At 34.8% G+C, this 19,907-nt stretch carries 15 protein-coding genes and 1 other annotated feature (1 of these 16 running past the window's edge); of the genes, 13 read left to right on the top strand and 2 right to left on the bottom strand.

From position 1 onward, the window contains the following. Positions 1 to 54 (top strand) — a sequence feature (ribosomal protein L10 leader region) (it extends 94 nt beyond the left edge of the window). A gap of 39 nt (positions 55 to 93) precedes the next feature. The 10 genes from rplJ (at position 94) to tuf (ending at position 14,560) form a co-directional block, all read left to right on the top strand. Then, positions 94 to 594, top strand: coding sequence for a 50S ribosomal protein L10 (gene rplJ / locus NST35_RS10965; protein ID WP_001832306.1), 501 nt, complete (start codon positions 94 to 96; stop codon positions 592 to 594). Between the two features lie 37 nt (positions 595 to 631). Further along, positions 632 to 1,000: a 50S ribosomal protein L7/L12 gene (gene rplL, locus NST35_RS10960; RefSeq protein ID WP_001832283.1), complete on the top strand. Its 369-nt coding sequence runs from the start codon at positions 632 to 634 to the stop codon at positions 998 to 1,000. Between the two features lie 191 nt (positions 1,001 to 1,191). Then, positions 1,192 to 1,800, top strand: coding sequence for a class I SAM-dependent methyltransferase (locus tag NST35_RS10955; RefSeq protein WP_002458642.1), 609 nt, complete (start codon positions 1,192 to 1,194; stop codon positions 1,798 to 1,800). 215 nt (positions 1,801 to 2,015) lie between these two features. Then, complete coding sequence (rpoB, locus tag NST35_RS10950; protein WP_001833083.1) at positions 2,016 to 5,567, top strand: DNA-directed RNA polymerase subunit beta; 3,552 nt, start codon at positions 2,016 to 2,018, stop codon at positions 5,565 to 5,567. 158 nt (positions 5,568 to 5,725) lie between these two features. Next, complete coding sequence (rpoC, locus tag NST35_RS10945) at positions 5,726 to 9,322, top strand: DNA-directed RNA polymerase subunit beta' (RefSeq protein ID WP_161386571.1); 3,597 nt, start codon at positions 5,726 to 5,728, stop codon at positions 9,320 to 9,322. Between the two features lie 328 nt (positions 9,323 to 9,650). Continuing rightward, the gene (locus NST35_RS10940) at positions 9,651 to 9,911 is read left to right on the top strand and encodes a ribosomal L7Ae/L30e/S12e/Gadd45 family protein (RefSeq protein WP_001832275.1); all 261 of its coding nucleotides are present in this window, start codon (positions 9,651 to 9,653) and stop codon (positions 9,909 to 9,911) included. A 90-nt stretch (positions 9,912 to 10,001) separates the two neighbouring features. Further along, entirely contained in the window at positions 10,002 to 10,415 is a 414-nt protein-coding gene (gene rpsL, locus NST35_RS10935; RefSeq protein ID WP_001833079.1) for a 30S ribosomal protein S12, read from the top strand. A gap of 70 nt (positions 10,416 to 10,485) precedes the next feature. Then, a complete protein-coding gene (rpsG, locus tag NST35_RS10930) occupies positions 10,486 to 10,956 on the top strand; it encodes a 30S ribosomal protein S7 (protein ID WP_001137495.1) in 471 nt (156 codons plus the stop codon). A 119-nt stretch (positions 10,957 to 11,075) separates the two neighbouring features. Then, positions 11,076 to 13,157 carry an elongation factor G gene (gene fusA / locus NST35_RS10925; protein ID WP_001832287.1) on the top strand — a complete coding sequence of 694 codons (2,082 nt, stop codon included), beginning with the start codon at positions 11,076 to 11,078 and terminating at the stop codon, positions 13,155 to 13,157. 218 nt (positions 13,158 to 13,375) lie between these two features. Further along, positions 13,376 to 14,560: an elongation factor Tu gene (gene tuf / locus NST35_RS10920; RefSeq protein ID WP_001832289.1), complete on the top strand. Its 1,185-nt coding sequence runs from the start codon at positions 13,376 to 13,378 to the stop codon at positions 14,558 to 14,560. 125 nt (positions 14,561 to 14,685) lie between these two features. Here tuf and NST35_RS10915 read toward each other — a convergent pair whose 3' ends face one another. Next, positions 14,686 to 15,855 (bottom strand): M20 family metallopeptidase, encoded by a 1,170-nt coding sequence (locus NST35_RS10915; protein ID WP_002494717.1) that lies wholly within the window; start codon positions 15,853 to 15,855, stop codon positions 14,686 to 14,688. Between the two features lie 573 nt (positions 15,856 to 16,428). Here NST35_RS10915 and NST35_RS10910 point away from each other — a divergent pair. Then, a complete protein-coding gene (locus tag NST35_RS10910) occupies positions 16,429 to 16,938 on the top strand; it encodes a GNAT family N-acetyltransferase (protein ID WP_001832276.1) in 510 nt (169 codons plus the stop codon). A gap of 251 nt (positions 16,939 to 17,189) precedes the next feature. Then, positions 17,190 to 18,140 carry an ornithine cyclodeaminase family protein gene (locus NST35_RS10905; RefSeq protein ID WP_340747308.1) on the top strand — a complete coding sequence of 317 codons (951 nt, stop codon included), beginning with the start codon at positions 17,190 to 17,192 and terminating at the stop codon, positions 18,138 to 18,140. A gap of 87 nt (positions 18,141 to 18,227) precedes the next feature. On the opposite strand, the gene NST35_RS10900 is transcribed toward NST35_RS10905, so the two are convergent. Then, entirely contained in the window at positions 18,228 to 18,437 is a 210-nt protein-coding gene (locus NST35_RS10900; protein WP_002469109.1) for a hypothetical protein, read from the bottom strand. Between the two features lie 258 nt (positions 18,438 to 18,695). On the opposite strand from NST35_RS10900, the gene NST35_RS10895 reads away from it, so the two are divergent. Continuing rightward, a complete protein-coding gene (locus NST35_RS10895; RefSeq protein ID WP_001832307.1) occupies positions 18,696 to 19,652 on the top strand; it encodes an NAD-dependent epimerase/dehydratase family protein in 957 nt (318 codons plus the stop codon). Positions 19,653 to 19,907: the final 255 nt, after the last annotated feature.

Below are 19,907 nucleotides of genomic sequence, written 5' to 3'. Positions count from 1 at the left end.
ATGATCTTTCAAGCACTTTTTGCCGTGGGTAGAAAGTGCTTTTTTTATTGTGATTAAAAAAAGCACCCAATAAATTTAAATGGAGGTGTCTGAATGTCTGCTATCATTGAAGCAAAAAAACAACAAGTCGATACTATCGCTGAACAACTTAAAAATTCAGTTTCAACAGTTATCGTTGACTACCGTGGTTTAACTGTAGCAGAAGTTACTGAATTACGTTCACAATTACGTGAAGCTGGTGTTGAGTATAAAGTATACAAAAATACTATGGTTCGTCGTGCTGCTGAACAAGCAGGTATCGAAGGCTTGGATGAATTCTTAACAGGTCCTACAGCAATCGCAACTTCTACTGAAGATGTTGTTGCACCAGCAAAAGTTATTGCAGGATTTGCAAAAGAACATGAAGCTTTAGAAGTTAAAACAGGCGTTATGGAAGGTAACGTTATCTCTGCTGAAGAAGTTAAAACAGTTGGTTCATTACCTTCACACGATGGTCTTGTATCTATGCTTTTATCTGTATTACAAGCACCTGTACGCAACTTCGCTTATGCAGTTAAAGCTGTTGGAGAACAAAAAGAAGAAAGCGCTGAATAATTGCGCATAAAAATTAAATTAATGGAGGAAATATAAAATGGCTAATCAAGAACAAATCATTGAAGCAATTAAAGAAATGTCAGTATTAGAATTAAACGATTTAGTAAAAGCAATTGAAGAAGAATTTGGTGTAACTGCAGCAGCTCCAGTAGCAGCAGCAGGTGCAGCTGGTGGCGGAGATGCTGCAGCTGAAAAAACTGAATTTGATGTTGAATTAACTTCAGCTGGATCTTCAAAAATTAAAGTTGTTAAAGCAGTTAAAGAAGCAACTGGCTTAGGATTAAAAGATGCTAAAGAATTAGTAGATGGAGCTCCTAAAGTAATTAAAGAAGCTATGCCTAAAGAAGATGCTGAAAAACTTAAAGAACAATTAGAAGAAGTTGGAGCTAGCGTAGAATTAAAATAGTTTCTACTTTCTAATTAAATAGTTAGGTTGAAAATGTATGTTTAACCTATTTAATATAGATTTCAATACAAATACAACCTGAATTCTTTGAGAAGTTAAAACCCCGTTATTCTAATAACGGGGTTTTTCAATTAATTAATACAAGCATACTAAATGCTTTTGGATTGAATGATAAAAATAGAGGTGAAGAAATGAGTCATTATTACGATGAGCAACCTGATGTTAAAAGTAACCCAAAAAGAATTAGTTATCAAATAAAAAATGTGCAACTAGAACTTACTACTGACGCTGGAGTGTTTTCAAAAGATAGTGTGGATTTTGGATCAGACTTACTAATTAAAACATTTTTAAAAGAACATCCTCCAGGTCCAAGTAAAACCATTGCGGATGTAGGATGTGGATATGGTCCTATCGGTTTAGCAATAGGAAAAGCATCTCCACACCATCAGATTACAATGTTGGATATTAACAATAGAGCCTTGGCGTTGGCAGAAATGAATAAGACGAAAAATCAAGTGGATAATGTAACGATTATGGAAAGTAATTGTTTATCTGCTGTCAATCATCAGTGCTTTGATTACATTTTAACTAATCCCCCTATTAGAGCTGGTAAGGACATTGTTCATCGAATCTTTGAACAAGCGTTTGACAGACTCAAGACTACAGGTGAACTTTATGTCGTCATTCAAAAAAAGCAAGGTATGCCTTCAGCTAAAAAGAAAATAGAAGAACTATTTGGCAATGTAGAAATCATAGATAAGAGTAAAGGATATTATATTTTGAAAAGTATAAAAGGTTGATTTCGAAATGGTATTCTGATATAGTTATAAAATGTAAAAATTTATGTTCAATAAGTGTGTACTTTTACGTAAAATGGATAAATTAATTAAGTGTAAATAGAAATCGAAAATGGTGTCATCATATGTGTTGCCGTTTTCTTTTTGTCTTTTATATTATTTATTATATTCAATTGAAAAGTAAGGGTGAACACACAATTTTTGAGGGGTGAATCTGTTTGGCAGGTCAAGTTGTCCAATATGGAAGACATCGTAAACGTAGAAATTACGCGAGAATTTCAGAAGTATTAGAATTACCAAACTTAATAGAAATTCAAACAAAATCTTATGATTGGTTCCTTAAAGAAGGTTTATTAGAAATGTTCAGAGATATTTCTCCAATTGAAGATTTCACTGGCAACCTATCTTTAGAATTTGTAGATTACAGATTAGGTGAACCTAAATATGATTTAGAAGAATCAAAAAACCGTGACGCTACTTATGCAGCACCTCTTCGTGTGAAAGTGCGTCTTATTATTAAAGAAACTGGTGAAGTTAAAGAACAAGAAGTCTTCATGGGTGATTTTCCACTGATGACAGATACAGGTACGTTCGTAATTAATGGTGCTGAACGTGTTATCGTATCTCAATTAGTTCGCTCACCATCCGTGTATTTTAACGAGAAAATCGATAAAAATGGACGTGAAAACTATGATGCAACAATCATTCCTAACCGTGGTGCTTGGTTAGAGTATGAGACAGATGCTAAAGATGTTGTATATGTTCGTATCGATAGAACACGTAAATTACCATTGACTGTATTACTACGTGCGCTAGGTTTCTCAACTGATCAAGAAATTGTTGACTTATTAGGAGACAGCGAGTATTTACGTAATACATTAGAAAAAGATGGGACAGAAAATACAGAACAAGCTTTATTAGAGATTTATGAACGTTTACGTCCTGGCGAACCACCAACAGTAGAAAATGCTAAAAGTTTATTATATTCTCGTTTCTTCGACCCTAAACGTTATGATTTAGCTAGTGTAGGTCGTTATAAAGCGAACAAAAAATTACACCTAAAACATCGTTTGTTCAATCAAAAATTAGCAGAGCCAATTGTTAACAGTGAAACTGGTGAAATTGTCGTTGACGAAGGAACAGTTTTAGATCGTCGTAAACTTGACGAAATCATGGACGTATTAGAAACAAACGCTAATAGCGAAGTATTTGAACTTGAAGGTAGCGTAATTGACGAACCTGTAGAAATACAATCTATTAAAGTATATGTGCCTAACGATGAAGAAGGTCGTACGACTACTGTCATTGGTAATGCACTACCTGATTCTGAAGTTAAATGTATTACTCCAGCAGATATTGTTGCCTCAATGAGTTATTTCTTCAACTTATTGAATGGCATTGGTTATACAGATGATATTGATCATTTAGGTAATCGTCGTTTACGTTCTGTCGGTGAGCTATTACAAAATCAATTCCGTATCGGTTTATCAAGAATGGAACGTGTTGTTCGTGAAAGAATGTCAATACAAGATACAGATTCTATTACGCCACAACAACTGATTAATATCAGACCAGTTATTGCATCAATCAAAGAATTCTTTGGTAGTTCACAATTATCTCAATTCATGGACCAAGCTAACCCGTTAGCAGAGTTAACGCACAAACGTCGTTTATCTGCTTTAGGGCCTGGTGGATTAACACGTGAACGTGCTCAAATGGAAGTGCGTGACGTTCACTACTCTCACTATGGGCGTATGTGTCCAATTGAAACACCTGAGGGTCCTAATATTGGTTTAATAAACTCATTGTCAAGTTATGCTAGAGTGAATGAATTTGGTTTTATTGAAACGCCATATCGTAAAGTGGATTTAGATACAAACTCAATCACCGATCAAATAGATTATTTGACAGCTGATGAAGAGGATAGCTACGTTGTTGCACAGGCTAATTCTAGACTTGATGAAAATGGACGTTTCTTAGATGATGAAGTTGTTTGTCGTTTCCGTGGTAATAACACTGTTATGGCTAAAGAGAAAATGGATTACATGGACGTTTCACCAAAGCAAGTTGTTTCAGCAGCAACAGCATGTATTCCATTCTTAGAAAATGACGACTCTAACCGTGCGTTAATGGGAGCAAACATGCAACGTCAAGCAGTGCCTTTAATGAATCCTGAAGCTCCATTTGTGGGTACAGGTATGGAACATGTAGCCGCAAGAGACTCTGGTGCTGCAATCACTGCTAAGCATAGAGGGCGCGTTGAACATGTTGAATCTAATGAAATTTTAGTTCGTCGTTTAGTTGAAGAAAATGGAACTGAGCATGAAGGTGAATTAGATCGTTATCCTTTAGCGAAATTCAAGCGTTCAAACTCTGGTACTTGTTATAACCAACGTCCGATTGTATCAATTGGAGATGTTGTTGAATATAATGAGATTTTAGCGGACGGTCCTTCAATGGAATTAGGAGAAATGGCATTAGGACGAAATGTAGTTGTTGGTTTCATGACATGGGACGGTTACAACTATGAGGATGCTGTAATTATGAGTGAACGACTAGTTAAAGATGATGTATATACATCTATTCATATTGAAGAGTATGAGTCAGAAGCTCGTGATACGAAATTAGGACCTGAGGAAATCACACGTGATATTCCAAACGTATCTGAAAGTGCACTTAAGAACTTAGATGATCGTGGTATCGTTTACGTTGGTGCAGAGGTTAAAGACGGTGACATCTTAGTAGGTAAAGTAACGCCTAAAGGTGTAACAGAATTAACAGCTGAAGAGAGATTATTACACGCTATCTTTGGTGAAAAAGCACGTGAGGTTCGTGACACATCATTACGTGTACCTCATGGTGCTGGCGGTATCGTTTTAGATGTTAAAGTCTTTAATCGTGAAGAAGGAGACGATACTTTATCTCCTGGAGTTAACCAATTAGTACGTGTATATATTGTCCAAAAACGTAAAATACATGTTGGTGACAAAATGTGTGGTCGTCACGGTAACAAAGGTGTTATTTCTAAGATTGTTCCAGAAGAAGATATGCCATATTTACCAGATGGTCGACCAATCGACATTATGTTAAACCCATTAGGTGTACCATCACGTATGAACATTGGACAAGTATTAGAATTACATTTAGGTATGGCAGCTAAAAACTTAGGAATCCACGTTGCTTCTCCAGTGTTTGATGGTGCCAACGATGATGACGTTTGGTCAACTATCGAAGAAGCTGGAATGGCGCGTGATGGTAAAACTGTCCTATACGATGGACGAACTGGTGAACCTTTCGATAATCGTATTTCAGTTGGTGTCATGTATATGCTTAAACTTGCACACATGGTAGATGATAAGTTACATGCACGTTCTACTGGACCATACTCACTTGTTACACAACAACCATTAGGTGGTAAAGCACAATTCGGTGGTCAACGTTTCGGTGAGATGGAGGTATGGGCACTTGAAGCTTATGGTGCTGCTTATACTTTACAAGAAATCTTAACTTATAAATCTGATGATACTGTAGGTCGTGTTAAAACTTACGAGTCTATAGTTAAAGGTGAGAACATTTCTAGACCTAGTGTTCCAGAATCATTCCGAGTATTGATGAAAGAACTACAAAGTTTAGGTCTAGATGTTAAAGTGATGGATGAGCATGATAATGAAATCGAAATGGCCGATGTTGATGACGAAGATGCAGCAGAACGCAAAGTAGATTTACAACAAAAGAGTGCTCCAGAATCACAAAAAGAAACTACCGATTAATAAGCACTTAAGATAATTGAAACCTTAGAGGTATGAAATGCTAGTCATTTCAACCTCTTTAAGGTATTTAATTTCAATGTATGTAATCAATCAAATAGCACAGCTAATCTAAATTGAAGGAGGTAGGCTCCTTGATTGATGTAAATAATTTCCATTATATGAAAATAGGATTGGCTTCACCTGAAAAAATTCGCTCTTGGTCTTATGGTGAAGTTAAGAAACCTGAAACAATAAATTACCGTACACTTAAGCCTGAAAAAGATGGTCTATTCTGCGAAAGAATTTTCGGACCTACTAAAGATTGGGAATGTAGTTGTGGTAAGTACAAACGTGTACGCTACAAAGGTATGGTATGTGATAGATGTGGCGTTGAAGTAACGAAATCAAAAGTGCGTCGTGAAAGAATGGGTCATATTGAATTAGCAGCACCCGTATCTCACATTTGGTATTTCAAAGGAATTCCAAGTCGTATGGGGCTATTATTAGATATGTCTCCTAGAGCATTAGAAGAAGTAATATACTTCGCTTCATATGTTGTAGTTGATCCAGGACCAACTGGACTTGAAAAGAAAACATTATTATCTGAAGCTGAATTCAGAGAATATTATGATAAATACCCAAATCAATTTGTTGCCAAAATGGGTGCAGAAGGTATAAAAGACCTATTAGAAGAAATTGATTTAGATGAAGAATTAAAAGAGTTACGTGATGAGCTTGAATCTGCAACAGGTCAAAGATTAACACGTGCGATTAAACGTTTAGAGGTAGTTGAGTCATTTAGAAATTCTGGGAATAATCCTTCTTGGATGATTTTAGATGTATTACCTATTATACCACCTGAAATTCGTCCGATGGTTCAATTAGACGGTGGACGTTTCGCTACAAGTGATTTAAATGACTTGTATCGTCGTGTTATCAATCGTAACAACCGTTTGAAACGTTTATTAGACCTTGGAGCACCAGGCATCATTGTTCAAAATGAAAAACGTATGTTACAAGAAGCAGTCGATGCTTTAATTGACAATGGTCGTCGTGGTCGCCCTGTAACGGGACCAGGTAACCGTCCATTGAAATCTCTTTCACATATGCTTAAAGGTAAGCAAGGACGTTTCCGTCAAAACTTACTAGGTAAACGTGTTGACTATTCAGGACGTTCAGTTATCGCAGTTGGACCAAGCTTGAAAATGTATCAATGTGGTTTACCAAAAGAAATGGCGCTTGAATTATTTAAACCATTCGTTATGAAAGAGTTAGTTCAACGTGAAATTGCAACAAACATTAAAAATGCTAAAAGTAAAATTGAACGTATGGACGATGAAGTTTGGGATGTGCTAGAAGATGTTATAACTGAGCATCCAGTACTATTAAACCGTGCTCCAACACTACACAGATTAGGTATTCAGGCATTTGAACCTACTCTAGTAGAAGGTCGTGCAATTCGCCTTCACCCTCTTGTTACAACTGCTTATAATGCAGACTTTGATGGTGACCAAATGGCTGTTCACGTTCCATTATCAAAAGAAGCTCAAGCTGAAGCACGTATGCTTATGCTTGCAGCACAAAACATCCTAAACCCTAAAGATGGTAAGCCAGTTGTAACACCATCACAAGATATGGTTTTAGGTAACTATTACCTAACATTAGAGCGAAAAGATGCCGTGAATACTGGTGCAATCTTTAACGATACTAATGAGGTTTTAAAAGCTTATGCAAATGGTTATGTACATCTACACACTCGTATTGGTGTTCATGCTAATTCATTTAATAATCCAACGTTTACTGATGAGCAAAATAGCAAAATTTTAGCTACTTCAGTAGGTAAAATTATTTTCAATGAAATTATTCCTGATTCATTTGCATACATTAATGAACCAAGTCAAGCTAACCTAGAAAGAACGACACCTGATAAATACTTTGTTGATCCTACACAATTAGGTGAAGGTGGACTAAAAGAATACTTTGATAATACAGAACTTATTGAACCTTTCAACAAAAAGTTCTTAGGAAATATCATAGCAGAAGTATTCAATAGATTTAGCATTACTGATACTTCAATGATGCTTGATAGAATGAAAGATTTAGGATTCAAATTCTCATCTAAAGCTGGTATTACTGTTGGTGTTTCTGACATTGTTGTACTTCCAGATAAACAAGACATTTTAGATGAACATGAAAAATTAGTTGAACGTGTGACTAAACAGTATAATCGTGGTTTAATCACTGAAGACGAGCGTTACAATGCTGTTGTAGAAATTTGGACTGACGCAAAAGACCAAATTCAAGGCGAATTAATGCAGTCTCTTGAAAAAACTAACCCAATATTCATGATGAGTGATTCTGGTGCCCGTGGTAATGCATCAAACTTCACTCAATTAGCTGGTATGCGTGGATTAATGGCAGCACCATCTGGTAAGATTATTGAATTACCAATCACATCTTCATTCCGTGAAGGTTTAACGGTATTAGAATACTTTATTTCTACACACGGTGCGCGTAAAGGTCTTGCCGATACAGCACTTAAAACAGCTGATTCTGGTTACCTTACTCGTCGTCTTGTTGATGTAGCACAAGATGTTATCGTTCGTGAAGAAGATTGTGGTACAGACCGTGGTTTATTAGTTTCTGATATAAAAGAAGGAACTGAAATGATTGAACCATTTATCGAACGTATCGAAGGTCGTTATTCTAAAGAAACAATTCGACATCCTGAAACAGACGAAGTAATTATTCGCCCAGACGAATTAATTACACCAGATATTGCAAAACAAATCACTGATGCAGGTATTGAGCAAATGTATATACGCTCAGCATTTACATGTAACACACGTCATGGTGTATGTGAAAAATGTTATGGTAAAAACCTTGCTACTGGTGAAAAAGTTGAAGTGGGTGAAGCAGTTGGTACAATTGCCGCTCAATCTATCGGTGAACCAGGTACCCAACTTACAATGCGTACTTTCCACACTGGTGGTGTAGCAGGAAGTGACATCACTCAAGGTCTTCCTCGTATCCAAGAAATCTTTGAGGCACGTAATCCAAAAGGTCAAGCTGTGATTACTGAAATCGAAGGTGTAGTTGATGATATTAAATTAGCAAAAGATCGCCAACAAGAAATAATTGTTAAAGGTGCTAATGAAACTAGATCTTATCTAGCATCAGGTACTTCAAGACTTAAAGTTGAAATAGGTCAATCTGTTGAACGTGGTGAAGTTCTAACAGAGGGTTCAATTGAACCTAAAAACTATTTATCTGTAGCAGGCCTAAATGCAACTGAAAGTTACTTATTAAAAGAAGTACAAAAGGTTTACCGTATGCAAGGTGTTGAAATTGACGATAAACACGTTGAAGTTATGGTAAGACAAATGTTACGTAAAGTTCGCATTATTGAAGCTGGTGACACTAAATTATTACCAGGTTCACTAGTTGATATTCATAACTTTACTGATGCTAACAGAGATGCATTCAAACATCGTAAACGTCCAGCTACAGCTAAACCAGTATTACTTGGTATTACTAAAGCTTCTCTGGAAACTGAAAGCTTCTTATCAGCAGCTTCATTCCAAGAAACAACACGTGTGCTTACTGATGCAGCTATTAAAGGTAAACGTGATGATTTACTTGGTCTTAAAGAGAATGTTATTATCGGTAAGTTAATTCCTGCTGGTACTGGTATGAGACGTTATAGTGATATTCAATACGATAAAGCTACTGCACCAGTAACAGAAACAAGTGAAGAAGTTGAAACGATAGATTAATGAGTCTAATTAGACTTTGATTTATGACATTATCACAAATCATGCATTAGGCCGAAAATTATGAGCCATAAAATTCTAGTACAGAAATTTTCAGACGAAAATATTTGTGCCAGAGTTATCAATCAAGAGTGGGACGATGCGTTTAGTTTAATTTATGTCCCACTCTTTTCTTTTTTACTACAAATTATAGATATTGTAATAATTACTATGAAATTTTGAAGTGCTTTGTATTTTATTTATAAATGCAAATATAAGTTGTTGACTACTAGTAATAAATAATGTTAATATATTAAAGGTTGATGCAAGCAGAACTTTGGAGGATATGTAGATGTCTAATGAAAAAGTTGCACGCTTTAACAAACAACAATATGTAGTTGGTCTTAAAGAAACGCTTAAAGCGTTAAAGAAAGGTCAAGTTACATCATTGATTATTGCTCAAGACGTTGAAGTTCATTTGCTAACTCGCGTGTTAAGCTATATCAATCATAAAAATATACCAGTATCATTTTTTTCTAGCCAACGTGCGTTAGGAAAATATGTAGGTATTAATGTTAATGCGACAATAGTTGCATTAATAAGTGAGAATTAGTAAGTGTTTTACTTACTAAATTTTATTTAACCTTAAAATGAACCACCTGGATGTGTGGGATTAAAAAATGAAGAGAGGAGGACATATTCAATGCCAACTATTAACCAATTAGTACGTAAACCAAGAAAAAGCAAAACGAAACAATCAGATTCACCAGCTTTAAACAGAGGTTTCAATAGTAAAAAGAAACAATTTACTAACTTAAACTCACCTCAAAAACGTGGTGTATGTACTCGTGTAGGTACAATGACACCTAAAAAACCTAACTCTGCGTTACGTAAATATGCACGTGTGCGTTTATCAAATAACATTGAAGTTAACGCATACATTCCTGGTATCGGACACAACTTACAAGAACACAGTGTTGTACTTGTTCGTGGTGGACGAGTGAAAGACTTACCTGGTGTGCGTTACCATATCGTACGTGGTGCACTTGATACTTCAGGTGTTGATGGACGTAGACAAGGACGTTCATTATACGGAACTAAAAAACCAAAAAATTAAGTTTAAAATTACGTAAATTTTAAATATATTTTTAAATAATATACTATAATAGGAAGGGAGGATTTAGATTATGCCTCGTAAAGGATCAGTACCTAAAAGAGATGTATTACCAGATCCAATTCATAACTCTAAGTTAGTTACTAAATTAATTAACAAAATTATGTTAGACGGTAAACGTGGAACAGCTCAAAGAATTCTTTATTCTGCATTTGATCTTGTTGAACAACGTAGTGGTCGTGATGCATTAGAAGTGTTCGAAGAAGCAATTAATAATATCATGCCAGTATTAGAAGTTAAAGCTCGTCGTGTAGGTGGTTCTAACTACCAAGTACCAGTTGAGGTGCGCCCAGAACGTCGTACTACTCTTGGATTACGTTGGTTAGTTAACTATGCGCGTCTTCGTGGTGAAAAAACTATGGAAGACCGTTTAGCTAACGAAATCTTAGATGCTGCAAATAATACAGGTGGTGCAGTCAAAAAACGTGAAGACACTCACAAAATGGCTGAAGCGAACAAAGCATTTGCTCACTACCGTTGGTAAGATTAAAGCAATTACCCTGAGTGTGTTCCGTTATATGGTTTACCAATAAATGGCTCATGCTTAGGGCATCGCCATATCTATAGTACTTATTCAGTAAATACTGGAAGGAGAAAAAATACATGGCAAGAGACTTTTCTTTGAAAAATACTCGTAATATCGGTATCATGGCTCACATTGATGCTGGTAAGACAACTACGACTGAACGTATTCTTTACTACACAGGTCGTATCCATAAAATTGGTGAAACACATGAAGGTGCTTCACAAATGGACTGGATGGAACAAGAGCAAGACCGTGGTATTACTATCACATCTGCTGCTACAACTGCACAATGGCAAGGTCACCGTGTAAACATCATTGATACTCCTGGACACGTAGACTTCACAGTTGAAGTTGAACGTTCATTACGTGTACTTGATGGTGCCGTTACTGTACTTGATGCACAATCAGGTGTAGAACCTCAAACTGAAACAGTTTGGCGTCAAGCAACAACTTATGGTGTACCTCGTATTGTTTTTGTAAACAAAATGGACAAATTAGGTGCGAACTTTGAATATTCAGTAAGCACTTTACATGATCGTTTACAAGCAAATGCAGCACCTATTCAATTACCTATTGGTGCAGAAGATGAATTTGAAGCAATCATTGACTTAGTAGAAATGAAATGCTTTAAATATACAAACGACCTAGGTACAGAAATCGATGAAATCGAAATTCCAGAAGACCATAAAGAAAGAGCTGAAGAAGCTCGCGCTCAATTAATTGAAGCTGTTGCTGAAAACAACGACGATTTAATGGAGAAATATCTTGGGGATGAAGAGATTTCAGTTGATGAATTAAAAGATGCTATCCGCCAAGCTACTACTGACGTAGAATTCTACCCAGTACTTTGTGGTACAGCGTTCAAAAACAAAGGTGTTCAATTAATGCTTAATGCAGTAATTGATTATTTACCTTCACCATTAGATGTTAAACCAATTATTGGTCATCGTGCGAACAACCCTGATGAAGAAGTTGTTGCTAAACCAGATGATTCAGCAGAATTTGCTGCTTTGGCATTTAAAGTTATGACTGACCCTTATGTTGGTAAATTAACATTCTTCCGTGTATACTCTGGAACATTATCTTCAGGTTCATATGTGAAGAACTCTTCTAAAGATAAACGTGAACGTGTTGGACGTTTATTACAAATGCACGCGAACTCACGTCAAGAAATTGACACTGTTTATTCAGGTGAAATTGCAGCTGCAGTAGGCCTTAAAGAAACAGGTACTGGTGATACTTTATGTGGAGAGAAAAATGACATTATCTTGGAATCAATGGAATTCCCAGAACCAGTTATCCACTTATCAGTTGAACCAAAATCTAAAGCTGACCAAGATAAAATGACTCAAGCTTTAGTTAAATTACAAGAAGAAGACCCAACATTCCATGCACACACAGATGAAGAAACTGGACAAGTTATCATCGGTGGTATGGGTGAATTACACTTAGATATTTTAGTTGACCGTATGAAGAAAGAATTCAACGTTGAATGTAACGTAGGTGCTCCAATGGTTTCTTATCGTGAAACATTTAAACAACCTGCACAAGTTCAAGGTAAATTCTCACGTCAATCTGGTGGTCGTGGTCAATATGGTGATGTTCATATTGAATTCACTCCTAACGAAACAGGTGGCGGTTTCGAATTCGAAAACGCTATTGTTGGTGGTGTAGTTCCTCGTGAATACATTCCATCAGTTGAACAAGGTCTTAAAGATGCTATGGAAAATGGTGTCTTAGCTGGTTATCCATTAATTGATGTTAAAGCTAAATTATTTGATGGTTCTTATCATGATGTCGATTCATCTGAAATGGCCTTCAAAATTGCTGCATCATTAGCGCTTAAAGAAGCTGCTAAAAAATGTGATCCAGTTATCTTAGAACCAATGATGAAAGTTACTATCGAAATGCCTGAAGAATATATGGGTGATATCATGGGTGACGTGACTGCTCGTCGTGGACGTGTAGACGGTATGGAACCACGTGGTAATGCTCAAGTTGTTAACGCATATGTACCACTTTCAGAAATGTTTGGTTATGCAACTTCATTACGTTCTAACACGCAAGGTCGCGGTACTTACACAATGTACTTTGACCACTATGCAGAAGTTCCTAAATCAATTGCTGAAGAAATCATCAAGAAAAATAAAGGTGAATAATATAACTTGTTAAGACTAGCTATGCTAGGTTAAAATACAGGTTGAGCTTATTTATAAGCTGACATTTTTATGATTTGATTTTTAGGGGTAAATGCATTATAAAAGAATTATAAATTCTTTTATGCTACACTCAATCAATTTTCTTCTCATGATGGTGAGAAACTATCATGAGAGATAAATTTGAAATAACTTTTATTAAGAATAGGAGAGATTTAATAATGGCAAAAGAAAAATTTGATCGCTCAAAAGAACATGCCAATATTGGTACTATCGGTCACGTTGACCATGGTAAAACAACTTTAACAGCTGCTATCGCAACTGTATTAGCTAAAAATGGTGACACTGTTGCACAATCATACGATATGATTGACAACGCTCCAGAAGAAAAAGAACGTGGTATTACAATCAATACTGCACATATCGAATACCAAACTGACAAACGTCACTATGCTCACGTTGACTGCCCAGGACACGCTGACTATGTTAAAAACATGATCACTGGTGCAGCTCAAATGGACGGCGGTATCTTAGTTGTATCTGCTGCTGACGGTCCAATGCCACAAACTCGTGAACACATCTTATTATCACGTAACGTTGGTGTACCAGCATTAGTTGTATTCTTAAACAAAGTTGACATGGTAGACGACGAAGAATTATTAGAATTAGTTGAAATGGAAGTTCGTGACTTATTAAGCGAATATGACTTCCCAGGTGACGATGTACCTGTAATCGCTGGTTCTGCATTAAAAGCATTAGAAGGCGATGCTGAATACGAACAAAAAATCTTAGACTTAATGCAAGCAGTTGATGATTACATTCCAACTCCAGAACGTGATTCTGACAAACCATTCATGATGCCAGTTGAGGACGTATTCTCAATCACTGGTCGTGGTACTGTTGCTACAGGCCGTGTTGAACGTGGTCAAATCAAAGTTGGTGAAGAAGTTGAAATCATCGGTATGCACGAAACTTCTAAAACAACTGTTACTGGTGTAGAAATGTTCCGTAAATTATTAGACTACGCTGAAGCTGGTGACAACATCGGTGCTTTATTACGTGGTGTTGCACGTGAAGACGTACAACGTGGTCAAGTATTAGCTGCTCCTGGTTCTATTACACCACACACAAAATTCAAAGCTGAAGTATACGTATTATCTAAAGATGAAGGTGGACGTCACACTCCATTCTTCACTAACTATCGCCCACAATTCTATTTCCGTACTACTGACGTAACTGGTGTTGTAAACTTACCAGAAGGTACAGAAATGGTTATGCCTGGCGACAACGTTGAAATGACAGTTGAATTAATCGCTCCAATCGCTATCGAAGACGGAACTCGTTTCTCAATTCGTGAAGGTGGACGTACTGTTGGATCAGGCGTTGTAACTGAAATCTTTGAATAATATATTATTCATCAAAAAAGACTCCCATTTGGGAGTCTTTTTTTGTTATATCTCTGAATATAACTCATTCAATGTTCATTATGCTATTTTATTTAAATGATTTAATACACTTAGTTATCCTCTTGTTAAAAAACATTTTCAATTTCTAATATTTTTAAAAATTCACTAGCTGCATATTTTAATGAAGATTCATCAATGTCAAAATGAGGATTATGATGAGGTGCAGTAATGCCTTTGTCTTTATTACCACAACCAGTTAAGAAGAATGCACCAGGTCGTACTTTAAGGTAATGTGAAAAGTCCTCACCAATCATCATTAAGTCTGACTCATTAAATCTTAAATGTAAATCATTAGCTGCTTGTTTGACTACATCATATGATTGTTGATGATTGTGTACTGGTAAATAACCTTTAATATATTCCAATTCATATGTAATATCGTTTGATAAAGATAAACCTTGTAAGAGCTTATCCATTTTATTTTGAACATGACTTTGTAATTTTGTGTCAAAAGTACGTACAGTACCTTTACAAAAAGCTGTATCTGGAATAACACTATCTGTTGATCCTGCTTGAATCATTCCGAAAGTAAGAACAGCTTCCTTTACTGGATCAATTGTTCGAGAAATTATTTTTTGGGCACTTAAAATAAACTCAGCCATAATGACAATAGGGTCTATTGTTTCGTGTGGTTTTGCACCGTGACCACCTTTTCCATATATAGTCACACTAAATTCATCTGGTGAAGCCATTATTGCTCCAGGTCTAGAATAGATTGTCCCAGATGGATAACCACTCCATAAGTGTGTGCCATATATTTTATCGACATTCTGTAGACAGCCATCATCAATCATCTCTTGAGAACCACCTGGCATAATTTCCTCACCATATTGGAATATAAAAACAACATTACCTTTCAATAAATGACGATGCTCATGAACAATTTCAGCTACTCCAAGCAAAATAGCTGTATGTCCGTCATGTCCACAAGCATGCATGCACCCTTTATTTTTTGAACGATAGGGTACATCATTTAATTCTTGAACAGGTAGTGCATCGAAATCTGCTCGTAATGCAATCGTTGGTCCATTTGAATCAGATCCTTTAAAAGTTGCTTTTATACCATTACGTCCAACTGGTGTTTCTATGGTGCATGCTAATTGGCTCAATTGATTTACAATAAAATCATGCGTACGTTTTTCCTCAAAAGAAAGTTCTGGGTATTGATGCAAATATCGTCGTAATTGCACCATTCTCTTTTCTTTATTACTTGCTAATTGAAACCAATCAAACACATGTATCACTTCTTCCATCTTAATTATTGATATTAGTATATCATTATTGTTTTAGCTTAAATAGACTTTGTTTTGTTATTAAGATATCACACGTTTTTTACACTATCTATTAAGATTTGGAAACATTAAAATGATTAAATATAAATGAATAGCCCCATAAAAATACAACACAAATCATAATACCTCACTTAAAATTAATAAGAAAAAATCGTCCATAAAATTTTTGTTATTAACTGTTATTATAGAAGATAAAGTTTATGTAAAAGTATTCAAAAATATGTAGAATACTAAAATACTAGGTAGTGATGTGAATTAGGCGTATTTCTAAGAATTTAATTGGTATACGACATTTTAATATTATATGAAGTTCTGGCTAAAGGAATATTAGAATTAGTAATTATAGTTTATTAGAAGTGGAAAAAATTAAAAAGTAAGAAAATTATTATAAAATAATACCTTAACTTATATGTAGAAATATAAAATTATTATGATATAGTTTGTTATAATTTTTGATGTTCACAGTTAATCACATTAAAATAGAGTTATCAATAATATAAGTTATGGGGTATTTAAGTGGAGGAAATAAGACCAATAACCTATCAAGATAAAGAGGCATACTATTATTATATTCAAGAGTGGTATGAAAATGAGGAAAAAGTGGTACCAGGGAATACAGATATTGCCAATTATAGTTCATTTAACAATATGGTTGATCGGCTTAATTGTAGTGAAGTTGATGAGGGTTTTGTACCGACTACAACACTATTTTATTTTAAAGATTCAATTATTATAGGTGCTGTTGATATCAGACATCAATTAAATGATAAACTATCTAATATTGGTGGTCATGTGGGATACGGTGTAGCTAAATCTTATAGAGGGAAAGGTTACGCTACTATCCTTCTAGAAAAGGCTTTAGATGAACTTAAGACATTAAATGTAGAGGTCGTACTTATGACTTGTAATCCACTTAATTTTGCTTCTCAAACAGTGATGAAGAAATGTGGTGGATATCAAATTGAATCCTATATTAAAAAAAATGGTAAACCTGTTCATCGATATCATATACCTAATACAAAATAATCATGATTATTAAGAATATATTGTGATAAAGCAAATATATGATTTTTATTTTTAAAATGATTAGAAGAAAAGAGCTTTTTAAAGTCAATATTATTTGAGATAGGAGCTTAGACTTTTAAGTTTATTTAAGCAAAAGAATTTTAATGGAGACTTACGATTTAACACATCTTGTTATATTAAACTTTGTGAAAAACTTAACCATCTAAATAATCCTATATAATACATTAAACGCGTGGGGGGGATTCATAATAATGAAATATATAGATGAGCAAACACAAGCTCAATTATTAGACATGAATGAAGTCATTTTAGAAGTAGAAAAAGCTTTGCAAGCTTTTTCAGAGAATAAGACGATAACGCCATTAAGATATGTTTTGCCATTTAATGAGCAAAATCGTTATTTAGTGATGCCAGCATTATCAGATGAATTAAATATCGTTGGACTTAAAACAGTCTCATTTGCACCTGAAAATTCAAAAAAAGGGAAAGCGACTATTACTGGATCAGTTATTTTAAGTGACTATGAAACAGGAGAAACATTGTCTATATTAGATGGTGGTTTTCTTACTAAAGTAAGAACTGGTGCAATTTCAGGTGTAGCTACTAAATATCTAGCAAAAGAAAACGCTAAAACACTTAGTGTAATAGGGGCAGGTGTACAAGCTGAAGGTTTAATTGAAGCGATACTTGCTGTTAGAGATATTGAAAAAATTCACATCGCAAGTAGAACGTTCGAAAAAGCAGAAAAATTTGCTCAAAATATACGAAATCGATTTAATATTAAAGTGAGTGTATTTAGATCGGCAGATGAAGCGATAGACAGTGCAGATATTGTAGTTACAGCAACAAATGCAAATCAGCCCGTTTATACTCATTCTTTACATTCAGGCGTGCATTTAAATGCAGTCGGATCCTTTAAACCAGATATGCAAGAAATACCTTCAGAAACAATGCTTGTTGCTAATAAAATTGTTGTTGAATCTATGGAAGCAGCTTTAGAAGAAACAGGTGATTTAAAAATTCCTCAAGCAGAAGGAATATTAACTAAAAATATGCTACATAGTGAATTAGGCGACATTATTTCTGGTGAAAAAGTTGGCCGCGAAACTGAAGAAGAAGTGACAGTCTTTAAATCGGTCGGTCTAGCAATTGTAGATATCATTGTGGCACAATATTTTTATAAAAAATTAATACAATCTTAGGTTAAATCAATGTTAGGAAAAATAGAGCAGGTAGACCCGTAACTGCTCTATTTATTTTTTATCTGACGATAGGGAAATTACTTTTAACTAAGATTGATGTTTATAATTAGTTATACATTTGAACAATGCAACTACAAATAGCATGATAAAAATAATTAAACTGATACTTGATAATAGCACAGGCACAACTTGATGTTTATTAATAAGTACATTGATATCTACAATTAAAAAAATAACGAAAATAATCATAGATATAATTAAATTTGATTGACGACGTAGGTATGAACTTCGTTTCATCTACAATACAAATCCCCTTTAAAATTCAATACTTTTAGTATATATTTTATCGTATTTTACTAACAAAGAGCAAACCTACCTTTTTAGTCGTCAGTCACTGTGCCTTCAGACAAACGTTAGACTAACGTACGCGTGACTTTACAAATAAAGAACATATTTTATAAAGAAATTACCATCATATTATTATATTTTTTAAGTAAGAGGATTGTTCATTCTACAAAAGTTGCGTTTTATATTTAAATATAAGGAGATTAGTTTATGAAAAAAATAATAATCACTGGAGCACTTGGTCAAATTGGTACTGAATTAGTTATTAAGTGTAGAGAAAGATATGGAACTGAAAATGTATTAGCTACTGATATAAGAAAGCCAGAACCACACTCTCCAGTTAAAAACGGTCCTTTTGAAATCTTAGATGTTACAGATAGAAATCGTTTATTTGAAACAGTGAGATATTTCAATGCTGATACACTTATGCATATGGCTGCACTGCTTTCTGCTACAGCGGAAAAGAAACCACTAGTTGCCTGGGATTTGAATATGGGGGGACTTATAAATACACTCGAAGCAGCAAGAAGGTATCAATTAAAATATTTTACGCCAAGTTCAATAGGAGCTTTTGGTATTTCGACACCTAAAGTAAATACACCTCAATTAACAATACAACAACCAACGACTATGTATGGTATAAACAAAGTAACTGGGGAATTATTATGTCAGTATTATTATGTCAAATTTGGAGTAGATACACGTAGCGTTAGATTTCCTGGTTTAATTTCACATGTTAAAGAACCTGGCGGTGGCATAACAGATTATGCAGTTGATATGTATTTTAAGGCAGTTAGAAAAGGACATTATACAAGTTATATTAATCGTTACACTTATATGGATATGATGTACATGGAAGATGCTATTGATGCGATTATCAAATTAATGGAAGAAGACAGTGTTAAATTAAAAACAAGAAATGGCTATAACTTAAGTGCGATGAGTATTGAACCTGAAATGCTAAAACAAGCTATACAAGTATACTATCCAGATTTCACCTTAGATTATGACATTGATTTAGAGCGTCAAGATATTGCATTAAGTTGGCCAGATAGTATAGATACGAGCTGTGCTCAGGAAGAGTGGGGATTTGATCCTAAATATGATTTACCAACTATGACTAAAGTGATGTTAGAGGCAATTGAGAAAAAACAAAAAGAATGCTGAGCCCATACCGATTTTTTAAAGTATATAGCTATCTTTTAAAACTTTAATAAAAGATACTGCATCAAAAAATTGGATGACAAGTGAAGTTAGAAGCAGTTTTTCGCGTAACTACATTACACAAATTGTCTGATTTATATATCATCTCATACAGATGTTTTTTGGCTCATATGGTCAAATTGAATGATAATATATAGGGTAAAGAAAAGTCTATTTTAGTTCCAAGTCTACTTTTAAAGAAGCTAATTTTCGATGAGA

This window comes from Staphylococcus sp. FSL W8-0304 (genome assembly GCF_038006565.1).
Lineage (GTDB): Bacteria > Bacillota > Bacilli > Staphylococcales > Staphylococcaceae > Staphylococcus > Staphylococcus epidermidis.
Note: the sequence above shows the minus strand (reverse complement) of the source record. Positions and strands in the feature narration are given on the sequence as shown.